A 17,188-nucleotide genomic window follows, 5' to 3' on the forward strand; every position below is an offset into this window, starting at 1 on the left:
TTACTCTCCTCGCGCCGCCATGCTTAATGCCGAAATATCAAGGTACTGCGGCATCACTGCCGCAGTGGAGTGGGGTTGCTGCGCCGCCTGGCATCCGCTATCGCCCGGATTCATCTGGGCGATAAACGCCACCTGCTCCTCTTCCCATACGGCATCCAGCGCAGCGGGGGTATCATCACGCGCTTCCCGGGCCACCTGGGACTGAAGCGACTGCGGGTTGGCGCTGCTGCCGGACAGCGCCAGCAGTAGAGAAAACAGCGGCGCAAAGTCACTCTGTCGCTCCTCCAGCCTTGCCGCCAGCAGCGCCAGAATCGGGGCAATATCCTGTAACCCCCGGCACATGCGGGCCAGGTCACCGTGGGCCAGATACTCCAGATACAGCGGCAAAAAGTCCGGCAGTTCTTTCGCATTCAGCTCCAGCCCGTCGGCGCGATACTGCGCCAGCAGGTCCACCATCGCCTGGCCGCGATCGCGCGACTCGCCGTGTACGTGTTCAAACAGCAGCAGAGAGGTCGCCCGACCGCGATCGAACAGCTCACAATATTCCGCCTGCCGGTCCAGCAGTGAACGGGCGGCACTCTGCTGAATAAACTGCGTCAGAAACTGGCGCTGATGGACATCCAGTTCATCCGCCTGCGCCAGCGCGCTCAGGATCTCCTGCTGATGATCCACAAAGTCCTGCTGCGGATAGTCCAGCAGGCGGGCAATGATACGCAGCGCGATCATGAGTTTTTCTCCGCATCCGGGGTCGTTTTCTTCGAGACGTCGATGGCATCAATACGGCGGCTGTTAAACAGGTTGAATTTAACGTCGCTGCCGTGACAGCCATCGCCGAAGCTGAAGCCGCAGCCTTTGCTTTCCGGGAAGGCCTCGCGCGCCATTTCACGATGGCTGGTCGGGATGACAAAGCGGTCTTCGTAGTTGGCAATCGCCAGGTAACGATACATCTCCTGCGCCTGCGCCTCCGTCAGACCCACCTGCTCCAGCGCCCGCACATCGTGCACACCCTCTACCGTCTCTGCGCGCTTGTAGTGGCGCATGGCCATCAGGCGATTCAGTGCCTGCAGGACCGGCGCGGTATCCCCGGCCGTCAGCAGATTGGCAAGGTACTGCACCGGAATACGCAGGCTCTCAACGTCCGGCAGCACGCCGCTGTGCGCCAGCATGCCCGCATCAGCGACCGACTGGATCGGTGACAGCGGCGGCACGTACCACACCATCGGCAGGGTGCGATATTCCGGGTGCAGCGGCAGTGCCAGCTTCCAGTCCATCGCCATTTTGTACACCGGAGACTGCTGCGCAGCGTCAATCACACTTTGCGGAATGCCCTCCTTCAGCGCCTGCGCAATCACCGCCGGGTCGTGCGGATCGAGGAACACATCCAGCTGGCTCTGGTAGAGGTCTTTTTCGTTCTCCACCGCCGCGGCCTGTTCAATACGATCGGCGTCATACAGCAGCACGCCGAGGTAGCGGATACGCCCCACGCAGGTCTCGGAACAGACGGTCGGCTGGCCAGATTCAATGCGCGGATAGCAGAAAATACACTTCTCTGACTTGCCGCTTTTCCAGTTGAAGTAGATTTTTTTGTACGGGCAGCCGGTAATGCACATGCGCCAGCCGCGGCACTTATCCTGGTCGATCAGGACGATGCCGTCTTCCGCACGCTTGTAAATCGACCCGCTCGGACAGGTTGCGACACAGGCCGGGTTCAGACAGTGTTCACACAAACGCGGCAGATACATCATGAAGGTGTTTTCGAACTGTCCGTACATCTCCTTCTGCATATGGTCGAAGTTTTTATCCTGCGAGCGTTTGGCGAATTCGCCGCCGAGGATCTCCTCCCAGTTCGGGCCGTTTTCGATCTTCTTCATGCGCTGCCCGGTGATCAGCGAGCGCGGGCGGGCAATCGGCTGATGCTTACCGGCAGGCGCGTTGTGCAGGTGCTGGTAGTCAAAATCGAACGGTTCGTAATAGTCATCCAGCCCCGGCAGATCCGGGTTGGCAAAGATTTTCGACAGCACGCCGACGCGGTTACCCATGCGCGGCACCAGTCTGCCGTTGATCTTGCGGATCCAGCCGCCCTTCCACTTCTCCTGATCTTCCCAGGCATGGGGGAATCCCACGCCGGGCTTACTCTCCACGTTGTTAAACCAGGCGTATTCCATCCCTTCCCGGCTGGTCCAGACGTTTTTACAGGTCACCGAACAGGTGTGGCAGCCGATGCATTTGTCGAGATTCAAAACCATTCCGACCTGAGAACGAATTTTCATTGGCCTTTCTCCTGCTGGCTGCCCTGGCAATCATCGTTGCCTTCACCATCTAACCAGTTAATCTGATTCATTTTTCTTACGATAACGAACTCGTCACGGTTGGAACCGACGGTGCCGTAATAGTTAAAGCTGTAAGCCAGCTGCGCGTAGCCGCCGATCATATGCGTCGGTTTCGGGCAGACGCGTGTCACCGAGTTATGGATGCCGCCGCGCTGGCTGGTGATCTCCGAGCCCGGAATATTCACAATGCGTTCCTGGGCGTGATACATCATGGTCATCCCGGCGGGGACGCGCTGGCTGACCACCGCGCGGGCGGTCAGCGCACCGTTAGCGTTGAAGGCCTCGATCCAGTCGTTATCCTCAATACCTAACTGCCGCGCATCGTCTTCGCTCAGCCAGACAATCGGTCCCCCGCGTGACAGAGTCAGCATCAGCAGGTTGTCGCTGTAGGTGGAGTGAATGCCCCATTTCTGGTGCGGCGTCAGGAAGTTAAGCGCCATTTCCGGGTTGCCATTCGGTTTTTTATTCAGCAGCGGCTGCACCGTACGGGTATCAATCGGCGGACGGTAGACCAGCAGGCTTTCGCCGAAGTCACGCATCCACTGATGATCCTGATACAGCTGCTGACGACCGCTGAGCGTCCGCCACGGGATCAGCTCATGGACGTTGGTATACCCGGCGTTATAGGAAACATGTTCATCTTCCAGGCCTGACCAGGTGGGGCTGGAGATGATTTTGCGCGGCTGCGCCTGAATATCGCGGAAGCGGATTTTCTCATCCTCTTTATTCAGCGCCAGATGGGTATGATCGCGCCCGGTAAACTCGCCCAGCGCCTGCCAGGCTTTTACCGCCACCTGACCATTGGTTTCCGGAGCCAGCGACAGGATCACCTCGGCGGCATCGATGGCACTGTTGATATTTGGCCGCCCGGCTGCCGGGCCATCGGCTTTGACGTAATTGAGCTTTTTCAGGAAATCGACCTCGGTCTGAGTGTTCCAGCCGATGCCTTTACCGCCGTTGCCCAGTTTATCCAGCAGTGGACCGAGCGAAGTAAAACGCTCCCAGGTAGCCGGGTAGTCACGCTCAACGGTGACGATGTGCGGTGCGGTTTTACCGGGAATCAGATCGCACTCGCCGCGGTGCCAGTCCTGAACCTCAAACGGCTGGCCCAGCTCTGCGGCGGAGTCATGCTGAATGGGTTGCAGCACCACATCGGTCTCTACACCTAAATGGCCGACGCAGAGTTCAGAGAACGTTTTGGCAATCCCTTTGTAGATCTCCCAGTCGCTGCGCGATTCCCAGGCGGGGTCGACCGCCGCCGACAGCGGATGAATAAACGGATGCATATCCGAGGTATTCATATCGTCCTTTTCGTACCAGGTCGCCGTTGGCAGAACAATATCGGAATAGAGACAGGTGCTCGACAGGCGGAAATCGAGGGTCACCACCAGATCGAGTTTGCCTTCACCCGGATTATCCTGCCACTCGACTTCCTGCGGTTTAACCCCGCCCTGCTGCCCGAGATCGCCCCCCTGTATGCCGTTTTCCGTCCCCAGCAGATACTTCAGCAGGTACTCGTGCCCTTTACCGGAAGAGCCAAGCAGGTTGGAGCGCCAGACAAACAGGTTACGCGGGAAGTTCTCCTGGCTGTCCGGCTGTTCAGCGGCAAAGCGCAGGCTGCCATCCTTTAGCCCGTCCACGGTAAATGCCAGCGGCGTTTTACCGGCGGCCCCAGCCTGCGCGGCCAGGTGCAGCGGATTAGTGTTGAGCTGCGGCGCGGACGGTAGCCAGCCCATTCTTTCCGAGCGTACGTTGAAGTCGATCAGGCTGCCGCCGTAGCGTGACTTATCCGCCAGCGGTGACAGCAGCTCATCGGTACGCAGCGTTTCATAGCGCCACTGGCTGGAGTGGTTGTAGAAGAAGGAGGTGCCGTTCATCTGGCGCGGCGGGCGCTGCCAGTCCAGACCAAAGGCCAGCGGCAGCCAGCCGGTCTGCGGGCGTAATTTCTCCTGGCCGACATAGTGCGCCCAGCCACCGCCGCTCTGCCCCACGCAGCCGCAGAACACCAGCATGTTGATCAGGCCACGGTAGTTCATATCCATGTGATACCAGTGGTTGAGACCGGCACCGACGATGATCATCGAGCGACCACGGGTTTTTTCTGCCGTTTCGGCAAATTCACGCGCGATACGTACAATATTCTGACGCGAGACCCCGGTGATCTGCTCCGCCCACGCCGGAGAGTAAGCTTTCACTTCGTCATAGCTGGCGGCGCAGTTGGCATCACCCAACCCGCGTTCAACTCCGTAATTGGCCAGCGTCAGATCGTAGACGCTGGTGACCAGCGCCGTTGAGCCATCGGCCAGCTGCAGGCGTTTGACCGGCAGCTTATGCAGCAGGATCTCATCCAGCTGCACGCGGTTAAAATTCGGGTTATCAATGGCGCCAAAGTAAGGGAAACCGACATCGGCCACCTCATCATGCTGGCCCAGCAGGCTCAGCTGTAACGCCACCTCCTGCTGGTTTTTGCCTTCGCGCTGCTCCAGGTTCCATTTCCCTTTCTCGCCCCAGCGGAAGCCAATCGACCCCTGCGGCGCAACCAGCTCACCGTTCTGCTGATTAATGGCAATGGTCTTCCACTGCGGATTATTCTCCTGGCCTAAACCATCAACCAGATCGCTGGCGCGCAGCATACGGCCAGCCGCATAGTAGCCGCCCTCACGCTGTTCAAGCAGCACCAGCATTGGCATATCACTGTACTGACGCACGTAGTTGCGGAAGTATTCCACTTCGCGCTGCTGGTGGAACTCGGTCAGGATCACATGACCAAACGCCAGCGCCAGCGCGCTGTCGGTTCCCTGTTTCGGGCTGAGCCACTGATCGCACAGCTTGGCGATTTCGGCATAATCCGGCGTCACCGCCACGGTTTTAGTGCCTTTGTAACGCACCTCGGTAAAGAAGTGGGCATCCGGGGTGCGGGTCTGCGGCACATTGCTGCCCCAGGCAATGATATAGGCAGAGTTATACCAGTCGGCGGATTCCGGAACGTCGGTCTGCTCACCCCAGGTCATGGGTGACGCTGGCGGCAGGTCACAGTACCAGTCATAGAAGCTCAGACAGGTGCCGCCAATCAGCGAGAGATAGCGTGAACCGGCCGCGTAAGAGACCATCGACATCGCCGGGATCGGTGAGAAGCCAATAATACGGTCAGGACCAAAGACTTTTGCCGTATAGATATTGGCGGCGGCGATCAGTTCATTCACTTCCTGCCAGTCGGAGCGGACAAACCCACCGCGACCGCGCGCCTCTTTATAACTTTTGGCCTGCTCCGGGTTTTCTACAATCGACTGCCACGCCAGTACCGGGTCACTGTGCTGCGCTTTCGCCGCGCGCCACAGGCTAATCAGACGTTTGCGCACCAGCGGGTATTTCAGGCGGTTGGCGCTGTAGAGATACCAGGAGTAACTGGCTCCGCGCGGGCAGCCGCGCGGCTCATGATTGGGTAAATCAGGGCGGGTGCGCGGATAGTCCGTCTGCTGGGTTTCCCAGGTCACCAGACCATTTTTGACATAAATCTTCCAGCTGCACGACCCGGTACAGTTCACCCCGTGGGTAGAACGCACGATTTTGTCGTGCTGCCAGCGGCTACGATAACTATCCTCCCAGTCGCGATTAGTATTCAGCGTCTGCCCGTGTTGACCAGAAAAGGGCTCGGCCAGCTGTTTAAAATAACGTAACCGATCAAGAAACTTGCTCATCAGAAATGCTCCAGAATACGAAGAGGGATAGCGCGCTTATTTATTTTTTTTACGGCCGTACACCAGCCAGGTAATCGCGATACAAATCACATAGAACAGCAGGAAGACTTTCATTGCTCCGGCAGGTGAACCGCTCAGCGACAATGACATTCCGAAAGTTTGTGGGATAAAGAAGCCACCGAGGGCACCAATGGCAGAGATAAAACCGAGCGCCGCACTGGTATCGGTCACCGCCTCACGCTGGGCGGCGTCATCACTTCCCCCCTGCTCTTTCACCCGTTCTACCGTGATTTTACGGAAGATGACGGCGATCATCTGGAAGGTGGAACCGCTTCCCAGACCTGCTGCGAAGAACAGCACCATAAAGACGCCGTAAAAGGCGATAAACGACCCCGGCTGGCCCTCTCCCGGTAGCGTCAGGAACAGCAGCGCGGTAAACACCGCCATCAGGATGAAAGTGAACAGTGAAACGCGTACCCCACCGAGACGGTCGGACAAAATCCCGCCGGCGGAACGAGCCAGAGCGCCAATAAAAGGCCCGAAGAAGGCGTAGTGCATAATCACCACATCAGGAAACTGGGTTTTGGAGAGCATGGCAAACCCGGCAGAAAAACCGATAAATGAGCCGAATGTCGCCAGATACAGCAGTGAAAGGATCCACAGATGTCCGCGTTTCAGCACCGGCAACTGCTGGCGCAGAGAGCTTCTCGCTGCCGCCAGATCGTTCATGCCGAACCAGGCCGCCAGCGTGGCAATCACCAGCAGCGGCACCCACATCCAGGCGGCATTTTCCAGCCACAGCCCATTCCGGGCCTGTGCAGACGTGTCGCTAAAACCGCTGAAGAGCGCGACGGAGATCGCCAGCGGTGCAAACAGCTGCATGACGCTGACGCCAAGGTTACCCAGCCCGCCGTTGATCCCCAGCGCACCGCCCTGCCGGGCTTTAGGGAAGAAGAAGCTGATATTGCCCATGCTGGAGGCAAAGTTTGCCCCGGCAAAGCCACACAGCAGTGAAATGATGACAAATACCGCGAAAGGTGTGGCAGGGTTCTGCACGGCGAACCCCAGCCAGATGCAGGGTACCAGCATCAGCGCGGTGCTGAATGCCGTCCAGCGGCGCCCGCCAAACACCGGCACCACAAACGAATAAGGAACGCGCAGGATGGCACCGGAAACCGACGGCAGCGCCGTCAGTAAGAAAAGCTGATCGGTGGTAAAATTGAATCCGACTTTGTTCAGGTTAACCGCGACGGCGCTGAACAACATCCAGACGCAGAACGCGAGCAGCAGGCAGAAAACCGATATCCACAGATTACGGCCGGCGACCCGCTTTCCCGTTTTTTGCCAAAATTCGGTATTTTCAGGCTGCCAGTCCTGAATGACCGCACTATTTCCTTTCCCTGAAGATGAGTTAATTTTCGACATAATTTTCTCAGTGGCTGTGTATTAATCGGCCTATCCTGAACATCACCCGTGCGGTCTGATTTGATGTGTATCAACCTGGTTGCAAGTGATCGCCGGGCAAAAGTGGGATGTACTTCTTAAGTACCAGAAAGGGCGAGTCAATAAACAACTATTATTCAGTACGTTAAAAACACCCCCTCTATCCGTATGGCGATAAATAGCCCCCCTGTCTATTCGGTATTACCACAAAATAGGTATGTGAATACCCCCAGCGATCAGTGACAATCAGCGGGCTAAATTTTCAGCGAAAGAAAAGGAGCTCAACAGATGCCTCACAAGCCGGAAAACAGGATCACAGCGCAGCTCACGCAGGTACTTTCCACAAAACCGGCCACTGTGTTACTGATCGACGATCATCCGATGATCCGTAATGGGCTGAAGCAGCTTATCGGGCTGGATCCCCGGCTGGTGGTGGTGGGGGAAGCCAGTAATGGGGCGCAGGGCGTCGCGCTGGCCGAACTGCTTGAAGTTGATCTGATTTTGCTCGATCTCAATATGCCCGGCATGAACGGGCTGGAGACGCTGGAACAGCTGCGCGCCATCGACGCCTGTGGCCACATCGTGGTGTTCAGCGTATCAGACTACGAAGACGATGTGATTAATGCACTGAAGCGGGGTGCCGATGGCTACCTGTTGAAAGATATGGAGCCGGAAGCCCTGCTGGAGTGTCTGTACCGGGCAGCCGCAGGGGAACTGGTGCTCAGCGACACGCTTCCCCCGGTTCTGGCGGCCAGCCTGCGCCAGCAGCGCCCGCAGATTCAGGCCGATAAACCCGATTTCACCACTCGTGAACGCGATGTGCTGAGACTGATCGCTCAGGGCATGAGCAATAAACTGATCGCCCGTCGCCTGGGGATCAGCGAAAGTACGGTGAAAGTGCATGTTAAACACCTGCTAAAAAAGCTTCAGGTGAAGTCACGGGTGGAAGCGGCGGTCTGGGCATTGCAATGTGGTGAGGTCTGAGGCCAGCCGCAGGCAAAAAAAAACGGCGACCGAAGTCACCGTTTCTCGCATTACTTTTCATCAGGCGGTTGCATGTTCCTTACGCAACCTGCTTCGCGTTAATTATTCGCGAAACAGCGCTTCAATATTCAGTCCCTGAGCCTGCAGGATTTCACGCAGACGGCGCAAACCTTCAACCTGAATCTGGCGAACACGCTCGCGGGTCAAACCGATTTCACGACCCACGTCTTCCAGCGTTGCCGCTTCATAGCCTAAGAGGCCGAAACGACGTGCCAGCACTTCGCGCTGTTTGGCGTTCAGTTCGAACAACCACTTAACGATGCTCTGCTTCATGTCATCGTCCTGCGTGGTATCTTCCGGGCCGTTGTCTTTTTCATCGGCCAGGATGTCCAGCAGCGCTTTTTCTGAATCTCCGCCCAGTGGCGTATCAACAGAGGTAATGCGTTCGTTGAGGCGCAGCATCCGGCTGACATCATCAACAGGTTTATCCAGCTGCTCGGCGATCTCTTCCGCACTCGGCTCATGGTCGAGCTTATGGGAAAGTTCACGCGCGGTGCGCAGATAAACATTCAGCTCTTTCACGATGTGAATCGGCAGGCGGATGGTACGGGTTTGATTCATAATCGCCCGTTCAATCGTCTGACGAATCCACCAGGTCGCATACGTTGAGAAGCGGAACCCTCTTTCCGGGTCAAACTTTTCTACGGCACGGATCAGACCGAGGTTACCTTCTTCAATCAGGTCCAGCAGTGCCAGACCACGATTGCTGTAACGACGGGCGATCTTTACAACCAGACGCAGGTTACTTTCGATCATGCGACGACGTGATGGAACATCGCCACGAAGTGCACGACGAGCGAAGAACACCTCTTCCTCTGCCGTAAGCAATGGAGAGTAACCAATTTCTCCTAAGTAAAGCTGCGTCGCATCCAGTACGCGCTGGGTTGCGCCCTGTGATAACAGCTCTTCTTCTGCTAAGTCGTTATCACCAGGTTCATTTCCGACGAGAGCCTTCTCATCAAAAACCTCAGCTCCGTTTTCGTCGAATTCCGCATCTTCATTTAAATCATTAACTTTCAGCGTATTCTGGCTCATAAGCGGCTCCTACCCGTGATTCCAGGGCAGAACACCAGGGTTCTGCCGGATTAACGTTGCGGTAAATAACGCAACGGGTTTACGGATTTCCCCTTGTAACGAATTTCAAAGTGCAATCTAACCGAACTCGTGCCGGTACTACCCATTGTTGCAATCTTCTGACCCGCTTTCACTTCTTGTTGTTCACGGACCAGCATGGAGTCGTTATGGGCATAAGCACTCAGGTAGTCATCATTATGTTTGATGATAATCAAATTACCGTATCCGCGTAGAGCGTTACCGGCGTAGACCACACGACCAGAGGCGGTGGAGACGACGGACTGACCACGAGATCCCGCGATGTCGATCCCTTTATTGCCACCTTCGGAGGCAGAGAAGTTATCGATAATCTTGCCGTCTGTCGGCCAACGCCAGCTTCCCACAGGGGTTGTGCTGTCTGTCGTGCTACTGACGGTCGGGGCGGTAACCGGAACTGTTGTCGTAGCAGCAGTTTTACCGGACGAAGGCAGCATTTTGCCTTCACTTGTCGAACCTGAATCCTCAGAATACGTAATTACCGGTTGGTGTGCAACCGTTGCCGCTGTCATTTGTGAACCGCCAGACGCTGTCGCCATCCCCCCTGCACTGGCGTCTGCGGCGGTTACCGCATTACCGCCGGTGATCGGCGTGCCGGAGCCGTTGGCAACCTGTAACTGCTGGCCAACGTTGAGCGCATAAGGCGCCGAGACGTTATTGCGCTGGGCTAAATCGCGGAAATCATTGCCGGTGATCCAGGCAATGTAGAACAGCGTATCACCGCGTTTAACGGTATAGGTGTCGCCGCCGTAGCTACCTTTAGGAATATTCCCATAACTACGGTTGTAGACGATACGCCCATTTTCTGTGACCACGTTCTGATTCTGGCTGACGGGAGCCGAAGAGGTCATCCCGCCGCCGGAGGCAGGAGGACGTGCAGGACGGATGAAACCGCCGTTGCTGCCGCCTGTACCTGCGCTGCTGCTCATACCAGAATTGCCGCTCATCATGCCGGAGTCATTTCCGCCAACTGAGCTGATGGGGGCTTGCGAATTATCGCCGCTGGAACAGCCTGCCAGCCAGAATCCTACCAATGAAACAGCCGCAAGACGGCGTAACTTAAATACTGGGCTTCCCGTGCTCATTAAATCCCCCATTACGGCAATGCTTTGACGAAAAAAATATAAACTTCAGAAAGCACATGAGTGACGGTAGAAACGCCCGCATGCACAAATTTAACCAGATACTAGCAATATCAATGGCTGCGTGCCACGAAACAGTTGTGTAGAAATATCCTGGTTAATGGTGAGCTCAGGCCAGATCGCCTTTTACCAGCGGGACAAAACGCACGGCTTCAACGTTATCAATAACGAATTCATCACCTTTGCGACGTATCCGCTGCAGCACCTGCTGCTCTTCACCGACCGGCAGCACCATGATGCCGCCGTCGCTGAGCTGCGACATTAACGCTTCAGGGATTTCCGGCGGGGCTGCCGTGACGATGATGGCATCAAACGGCCCGCGAGAGGGCCAGCCCAGCCAGCCATCACCATGACGGGTAGAGACATTATGCAGATCGAGCTGCTTCAGACGACGCTTGGCCTGCCACTGCAACCCCTTAATACGCTCGACTGAGTAAACGTGCTCCACCAGATGCGCCAGAATAGCCGTCTGATAACCGGATCCGGTGCCGATCTCCAGCACCCGCGACGCGGGGGTCAGCGCCAGCAGCGAGGTCATTTTGGCAACCATATAGGGCTGAGAAATCGCCTGACCGGAACCAATAGGCAGCGCCGTATTTTCCCAGGCTTTATGCTCAAAAGCCTCGTCAACAAAGCGCTCGCGCGGTACATCCTCAATGGCTTTCAACAGCCGTTCGTCGTCGATGCCCTGCTGGCGCAACTGTGCCAGCAGCGTCTCTATCCGCCCACTCACCATTCGCGACTGACCTCAACGCTGGCTAACCAGGATGAGACGACCTCCTGCGCGGCATGTGCAGTCAGGTCAACATGCAGTGCGGTAACAGAGACGTACCCTTCATCAACGGCGGCAAAATCGGTGTCCGGGCCGGCATCCAGTTTTTCACCCGGCGGGCCAATCCAGTACAGGGTATTTCCACGCGGATCCTGCTGCGGGATCGCCTGATCGCTTGGATGGCGGCTACCGCAGCGGGTAACACGAATACCTTTGATCTGGTCAAGCGGCAGGTCAGGGACATTGATATTCAGAATACGCCCGGTGCGAAGCGGTTCGCGCTGCAGAGCTTTGAGGATCGAACAGGTCACCGCCGCCGCTGTTTCATAGTGGATATGCCCGTCAAGGGAGACGGCCAGCGCTGGCAGACCAAGATGACGCCCTTCCATCGCCGCCGCCACGGTGCCGGAGTAAATCACATCATCGCCAAGATTAGGGCCAGCGTTAATACCAGAAACCACAATATCCGGCTTCGGACGCATCAGGGTGTTCACCCCCAGGTAAACACAGTCAGTCGGAGTTCCCATCTGCACCGCAATATCCCCGTTGGGATAGTTAAAGGTACGCAGGGGCGTTTCCAGCGTCAGCGAGTTCGACGCCCCGCTCCGGTTGCGATCCGGTGCGACTACCTGCACTTCAGCAAACTCACGCAGCGCTTTCGCCAGCGTCTGAATACCTGGCGCATGAATACCGTCATCGTTACTGAGTAAAATGCGCATTTAACACCTAACTGTTGAATGTAAATCACTCTACCGGCAGCACGTACAAAGCATTCCCTGCAAAGGGCCTGTTAACTGAAGGTCAACGGCTGACGTGTTGCTGGCTGGTGTGGTGCAGGCATTTTAGCTGGATGTTAACCACAGTGGTAGGTGTAAGTTTCTGCTTTTAAATCATCAATGCCCATCAGGGCTGCCGCAAAAATCGTCAGCACGCCTTAGGGAAAACGCTCCCAGTACAGGGGCATTTACTCACGGCCAGTCGCGCAGCGCTCACAAATATCCTGCAACGCAGTGGCAAGCTGTTCCAGCGCGGTGGTAAGCGCCTGAATCACCGGCTCAGGGACCGTGCCACTCTCGCAGTTCGTTTCCAGTTGATGACAGGCATCAAGCACTGCCTGGGCCTGAATGATTTCCGCTGCGCCTTTAATACGATGAGCCAGCGCAGAAAGCTGGCCGACATCGTCTGCGGCGGTGGACTGCAGTGCGTCAATATCAGCCCCGATACCCTTCAGATAGGTTTGCAGCAGTTTTGCCAGCCGCTCGCCTTTATGGCCGGTCAGGACAATAAGTTCGTCCAGGCTGAGACCGTTCGCTGCCGACGATGGCGCGTTCGGAGAATCCACGACCTGGTCCAGCACGTCGGCAAGCATCGTCAGCGTAACAGGTTTGAACAGACAGTCGTCCATGCCCGACTGCTGGCAGTTTACCCGTTCAGATTGCAGCGCGTTCGCGGTAAAACCGACAATTCTCAGGCGCGCCAGATTGCGCTCGCTCTCGATTTGACGAACTTCGCGCGCCAGCCTGTGCCCATCCATAATCGGCATATTACAGTCAGTAATCATCAGGTCGCAGTCTTCACTCAGCCACAACTCTAGTGCTTCCTGGCCGTTAGCCGCACTGATCACCCGGTGGCCAAGAGCCGACAGCTGTAGCTGTAACACTTCGCGATTTAACGCATAGTCATCAACAATCAGCACCGTCATCTGGCGGGCAGCAGGCTTCTTCACCGCCCTGTCAGGCGCGGTTACCACAGGCACGTCCGGGCAACGCCGGAGTGTCAGCTTCACCTGCGCGGAGGTACCCCGGTGCAGGACACTGGTCAACTGCAGCGTGCCTCCCATCATTTCGCACAGCGTTTTGCAAATCAGCAGCCCCAGGCCGGAACTCTGATGGGATGAGAGCGTATTATTAGAGGCGCGGGAAAAACGGGAAAAAAGCTTCTTGCTATCCTCCGGCGAAATGCCTATGCCAGAGTCCTGAATGCGTATCTCGACGCTGAGGGTGGCATCATCAATCACCGTAACGCCAGCTTCGACAGTAATATCACCCTGCCCGGTGTACTTGAGGGCATTGCTGAGCAAATTCGACAGGATTTGTTTAAAGCGTAACGGGTCAATGATGACCGGGTAATCCAGAGAGGTGATTTCATTCAGATGAAAATTCAGCCCGTTACGCCGGGTCAACGCTTCAAACAGACGGCAGACGGAGTGCAGCAGCTGCCCCAGATTGTCGTTCTGTTCGTTCAGTGACAGATGCCCGCTTTCCACCCGCTCAATATCAAGGATATCGCCGATCAATTCCAGCAATCCATTCGCTTCCGCCGCCGCAACAGAGATTGAGCGCTGATCTACCCGCCCTTTTGTTGCCTGGTTAGCGGCCAGCTCCAGCATGCCGATAATCACGTTCATCGGCGTACGGATTTCATGGCTCATCGTGGTGAGAAACGTTGATTTCGCCGCGCTGGCCTGCTCTGCCTGGAACTTACCTGTTTGCAAATGTTCCAGTCTCTGCTGATGCTCGCTGATGTCATACCAGCCGCCAATAACGCCTATAATGTCGGCCTGCTCATTACGGTATGGCAGCATCCAGTGGTGAATGATGCGGTAATCATTTTCATTCATGCGCAGTACTCGTTCACTGGTAATACTGACTCCCTGCTCAATAACCTTGAGATAGCTATCATGCAGGTCATCTATGTGTTCATTATTATCTCCCAGTCCCTCATAGATTGTTTTCCCTATGCAGTCCTCAGGAAGTAAATTTAACTGCTGTAAATAGCTGCTGTTGCACATCAGCAGCATTCTGTTGCGGTCGCGGACATAGATAGGCACTGGGGTACCATCAATCAGGTCTTTCATAAATACCATTTGCTGCCTGAGTTCCAGCTCGGCTTTATCACGCCGCTTAATTAAGCTACGCAACCACAGCAGCCAGCACAGCATGAGCACCAGAGAAACCAGCAACAGAGAAAACCACTTGGCAATAACCTGCCAGTTATTGCGCCAGAAGTGACTTTCGACCAGAATCTGACCGCGCCAGTGGTTACTGATTTCACCCATGCGTGAAGGAGGAATTTTAAAGAGTGCGGTGCTAACGATGTTAAGCAGGGTGCTCTCTTTACTGTTTACCGCTGCGCTCAGCATGATATTCTGATCGCCAAATATGCCGTTAATCTCGACCTGATCTTTATAATAGTTGTCGATAAAAAAGGATGCTTTTGCCAGTGGCATAATAATGACGTCTGTTTTCCCCTCACTGAGATCGGCAAATGACTCCGTGACATTCTGGGTTACACTGATGGGCAGGCCGGGATAATGAGCTTTAAGATAACCCAGAATATTATCTTCCCCGCCGCTGATCACAGCCACATTGAGCGCAGAGTTTTTTAAATCTTCAGGGTAATATTTTTTCCCTTTGACGTTCACTATGACATAATTATCCCGCTGAAAAGTAGGCGAGTATCCAATCCCGGCACGGGGATTTTTTTCATCCGTATTCAATATAGTAACGTCAACCTTACCATTTTTTAATAGCTCTGCGGCTTCCTGTTCGCTGGCTACCCGATACCATTCAATAGTAAAATTGGCAATTTTAGCCATCTCACGCATGACATCCGCAGAAATGCCATTCGCTTCATTACTTTTATTAAAGAAAGAGTAAGGTTCATTATTTTCCTCCAGGGCAATACGTAACCTCCGGTGGCCTTCGCGCCACTTTTTGTCACTGTCATTGAAATATTTCTCGTTCTCCTGGCTGATGCTTAAAGATTTTACCCCCCAGAAAAGCAGAATACGCTGCTTCTCTTCCGCACTGAGCGTTAACAGCACGTTATTCAACAGAGTCTGAAGCTGAGAGTCGTGGTTATTGAGCATAAAAGCAAATCCCCCTTTCGGGAACTGTGCTCGCTGCTCAATGATAACGCTGTTAAAAAAACGTCTTCTGGCAAGATAGTCGATGCTGATTTCGTCACCAAGATAGAGTGCATTTTGCCCGAAGATCACCGAACCCATCGCACTTAAATTAGAGGCATAAAGTTTAAGCTTAATGCCTGGATAGGCTTGTCTTACCAATTCTTCCGGCAGATAATTATCCGTCATTGCAACGGAAACACCCTCCAGACTATTATTCACCTTGACTGGAAAATCGGCTCGCCTGACAAAAACACTATTATTATTCATATAGCTATGCGTGAGGATAAGCTCTTTATCTTTGTTGTTATTGCTGTATGCGGTACCGATAAAATCAATCTCGTTGCGTTTTAATGCCTCTATTGCCTGCTGTCGTGACGGATACGATTTTACTGTCACTGGAATATGAAGCGTATCCGCAATCATTGAAACAATAGTTGAGGTAATACCATAATATTCATTGTCATGCAGGATAATATCGAATGGAGGATAGTCGACGGCCGAAACCCCCAGCGTAAGATGTTTTTTTTGCTCCAGCCAGCCAAGCTGTTCCGGATTGAGCCTGATATGAACCGGATTGACCATATATCTTTCACTGAGGTAATACTCTTTATCTTCTGCGTTTGCGAAAAGACTCAGCAGCGATAAGGTGAGCACCAGCAAAAGGCGCATCATGTTATTTAAAATCATTTCGATGGGCAAACTCTGCAAGCTCCAGCACGCTGGAGACATTGAGCTTTTCAAAAAGGCGAGTTTTATAAGTGCTCACCGTTTTTTCACTCAGTGACAGCATGCCTGCAATCTTCTTATTGTTCATACCATCAATCAAATACTGCATCACCACTATTTCGCGATTAGATAAACTGGCCAGCTTCTTTTCATCCGAAGACACGATCTCATTTCCACTATTTAAAACATTTGGGAAATAAAGTGCGCCTGACATCACCGCCTTGATCACGGCCGTCAGATTACTCAGGCTCTCTTTTTTTGAAACATAACCGACCGCCCCGGCGCGCATACAGCGCATGATATACTGCGGATTATTCTGTGAAGTGAGTACTACAATTTTGCTTTTCACTCTTCTTTCAATCAGGCGTTGAATAACTTCGATACCATCAAGACCGGGGATTGCCAGATCCAGGATTAAAAGATCAGGATGAAGCCTTTCGCAAAGATTGACGGTATCCGCGCCATTGTCACTCTCTGCAACAACGTTGAACCCCGCATTTTCGACCAATATCCTGACGGTCGCCAGGACAAAGGGATGATCATCAACGATGATAGCTTTCGGCATAATTTGCGCGTGCGATTCCATATGTCACTCCATTAATCCCTGCGAGGTATTTAAGATAATATCTTAGCAGAGATATTGCGCCCTAAAACAACGCTCGTTAACAAAAACGTTACATTCGGGCGTCCCTGCCCGCCGTCCACCACCCTGGTTTAAAAGCTGTAACGGTAGCCCAGCGTCGCCGACCACGGCTGCACGCTCCGGCTGCCCCTGGCGTACTCCGCTCCGGCCGTCAGCACGTGCCCGCCGTCAAGGCTGAAGCTCGCCCCCGCGCCCGCCTCCACCCGGTCCCCCGGCAGGTCGCTGGCAAAATGATGCTGATTCACCTTCACATCCGCCCCTTTACCCAGCGCGCCCACCCACGCCACGCTGACCCAGGGCTCCACCGTCAGGCCCCGCTTTATCGCCACCTGCCTCCCGGCGCTTACCCCTACCCGACCCTGCACCGGGC

General features: G+C 54.7%; 12 protein-coding genes. 1 reads left to right on the forward strand and 11 read right to left on the reverse strand.

All coding sequences use genetic code 11. From position 1 onward, the window contains the following. Genes narJ through ABEH87_RS20765 form a run of 4 tightly spaced genes read right to left on the reverse strand, consistent with a single transcriptional unit; the run spans window position 1 to window position 7,453 of the window. Window positions 1-726 (reverse strand): nitrate reductase molybdenum cofactor assembly chaperone, encoded by a 726-nt coding sequence (narJ, locus tag ABEH87_RS20750; protein ID WP_346579194.1) that lies wholly within the window; start codon window positions 724-726, stop codon window positions 1-3. Beyond that, window positions 723-2,270, reverse strand: a complete 1,548-nt coding sequence (gene narH / locus ABEH87_RS20755; RefSeq protein WP_346579196.1) for a nitrate reductase subunit beta — start codon at window positions 2,268-2,270, stop codon at window positions 723-725. The genes narJ and narH overlap by 4 nt, the downstream gene beginning before the upstream one ends. After that, window positions 2,267-6,028, reverse strand: coding sequence for a nitrate reductase subunit alpha (locus tag ABEH87_RS20760; RefSeq protein WP_346579197.1), 3,762 nt, complete (start codon window positions 6,026-6,028; stop codon window positions 2,267-2,269). Before ABEH87_RS20760 ends, narH begins: the two co-directional genes overlap by 4 nt. A 36-nt stretch (window positions 6,029-6,064) precedes the next feature. Then, window positions 6,065-7,453 carry a NarK family nitrate/nitrite MFS transporter gene (locus tag ABEH87_RS20765; protein WP_346579198.1) on the reverse strand — a complete coding sequence of 463 codons (1,389 nt, stop codon included), beginning with the start codon at window positions 7,451-7,453 and terminating at the stop codon, window positions 6,065-6,067. A gap of 306 nt (window positions 7,454-7,759) precedes the next feature. Between ABEH87_RS20765 and narL the strand changes: the two genes are divergently transcribed. Beyond that, window positions 7,760-8,455, forward strand: a complete 696-nt coding sequence (narL, locus tag ABEH87_RS20770) for a two-component system response regulator NarL (protein ID WP_346579199.1) — start codon at window positions 7,760-7,762, stop codon at window positions 8,453-8,455. Window positions 8,456-8,557: 102 nt separating this feature from the next. Here the strand turns inward: narL and rpoS are convergent, their stop codons facing one another. The 7 genes from rpoS to ABEH87_RS20805 form a co-directional block, all read right to left on the reverse strand. Beyond that, window positions 8,558-9,550: an RNA polymerase sigma factor RpoS gene (gene rpoS, locus ABEH87_RS20775; protein ID WP_346579201.1), complete on the reverse strand. Its 993-nt coding sequence runs from the start codon at window positions 9,548-9,550 to the stop codon at window positions 8,558-8,560. A 50-nt stretch (window positions 9,551-9,600) separates the two neighbouring features. After that, on the reverse strand, window positions 9,601-10,710 hold the full coding sequence (nlpD, locus tag ABEH87_RS20780) for a murein hydrolase activator NlpD (protein WP_346579203.1): 1,110 nt from the start codon (window positions 10,708-10,710) through the stop codon (window positions 9,601-9,603). 166 nt (window positions 10,711-10,876) lie between these two features. Continuing rightward, entirely contained in the window at window positions 10,877-11,503 is a 627-nt protein-coding gene (locus ABEH87_RS20785; protein ID WP_346579205.1) for a protein-L-isoaspartate(D-aspartate) O-methyltransferase, read from the reverse strand. Then, complete coding sequence (gene surE, locus ABEH87_RS20790) at window positions 11,497-12,258, reverse strand: 5'/3'-nucleotidase SurE (RefSeq protein WP_346579206.1); 762 nt, start codon at window positions 12,256-12,258, stop codon at window positions 11,497-11,499. The genes ABEH87_RS20785 and surE overlap by 7 nt, the downstream gene beginning before the upstream one ends. A gap of 245 nt (window positions 12,259-12,503) precedes the next feature. Continuing rightward, on the reverse strand, window positions 12,504-16,121 hold the full coding sequence (locus ABEH87_RS20795) for a transporter substrate-binding domain-containing protein (protein ID WP_346579208.1): 3,618 nt from the start codon (window positions 16,119-16,121) through the stop codon (window positions 12,504-12,506). Between the two features lies 1 nt (window position 16,122). Further along, complete coding sequence (locus ABEH87_RS20800) at window positions 16,123-16,761, reverse strand: response regulator transcription factor (protein ID WP_346579210.1); 639 nt, start codon at window positions 16,759-16,761, stop codon at window positions 16,123-16,125. 128 nt (window positions 16,762-16,889) lie between these two features. Then, window positions 16,890-17,188: autotransporter outer membrane beta-barrel domain-containing protein (locus ABEH87_RS20805; protein ID WP_346579211.1), on the reverse strand; the 299-nt coding region annotated here is incomplete at its 5' end.

Source organism: Erwinia sp. Eh17-17, assembly GCF_039675725.1.
GTDB lineage: Bacteria > Pseudomonadota > Gammaproteobacteria > Enterobacterales > Enterobacteriaceae > Erwinia.

Coding starts and splice junctions, on each gene's coding strand:
- rpoS (WP_346579201.1), bottom strand. CDS start 9,550: ATGAGCCAGAATACGCTGAAAGTTAATGATTTAAATGAAGATGCGGAA.
- ABEH87_RS20765 (WP_346579198.1), bottom strand. CDS start 7,453: ATGTCGAAAATTAACTCATCTTCAGGGAAAGGAAATAGTGCGGTCATT.
- ABEH87_RS20760 (WP_346579197.1), bottom strand. CDS start 6,028: ATGAGCAAGTTTCTTGATCGGTTACGTTATTTTAAACAGCTGGCCGAG.
- ABEH87_RS20800 (WP_346579210.1), bottom strand. CDS start 16,761: ATGGAATCGCACGCGCAAATTATGCCGAAAGCTATCATCGTTGATGAT.
- ABEH87_RS20795 (WP_346579208.1), bottom strand. CDS start 16,121: ATGATGCGCCTTTTGCTGGTGCTCACCTTATCGCTGCTGAGTCTTTTC.
- narL (WP_346579199.1), top strand. CDS start 7,760: ATGCCTCACAAGCCGGAAAACAGGATCACAGCGCAGCTCACGCAGGTA.
- nlpD (WP_346579203.1), bottom strand. CDS start 10,710: ATGAGCACGGGAAGCCCAGTATTTAAGTTACGCCGTCTTGCGGCTGTT.
- narJ (WP_346579194.1), bottom strand. CDS start 726: ATGATCGCGCTGCGTATCATTGCCCGCCTGCTGGACTATCCGCAGCAG.
- narH (WP_346579196.1), bottom strand. CDS start 2,270: ATGAAAATTCGTTCTCAGGTCGGAATGGTTTTGAATCTCGACAAATGC.
- ABEH87_RS20785 (WP_346579205.1), bottom strand. CDS start 11,503: ATGGTGAGTGGGCGGATAGAGACGCTGCTGGCACAGTTGCGCCAGCAG.
- surE (WP_346579206.1), bottom strand. CDS start 12,258: ATGCGCATTTTACTCAGTAACGATGACGGTATTCATGCGCCAGGTATT.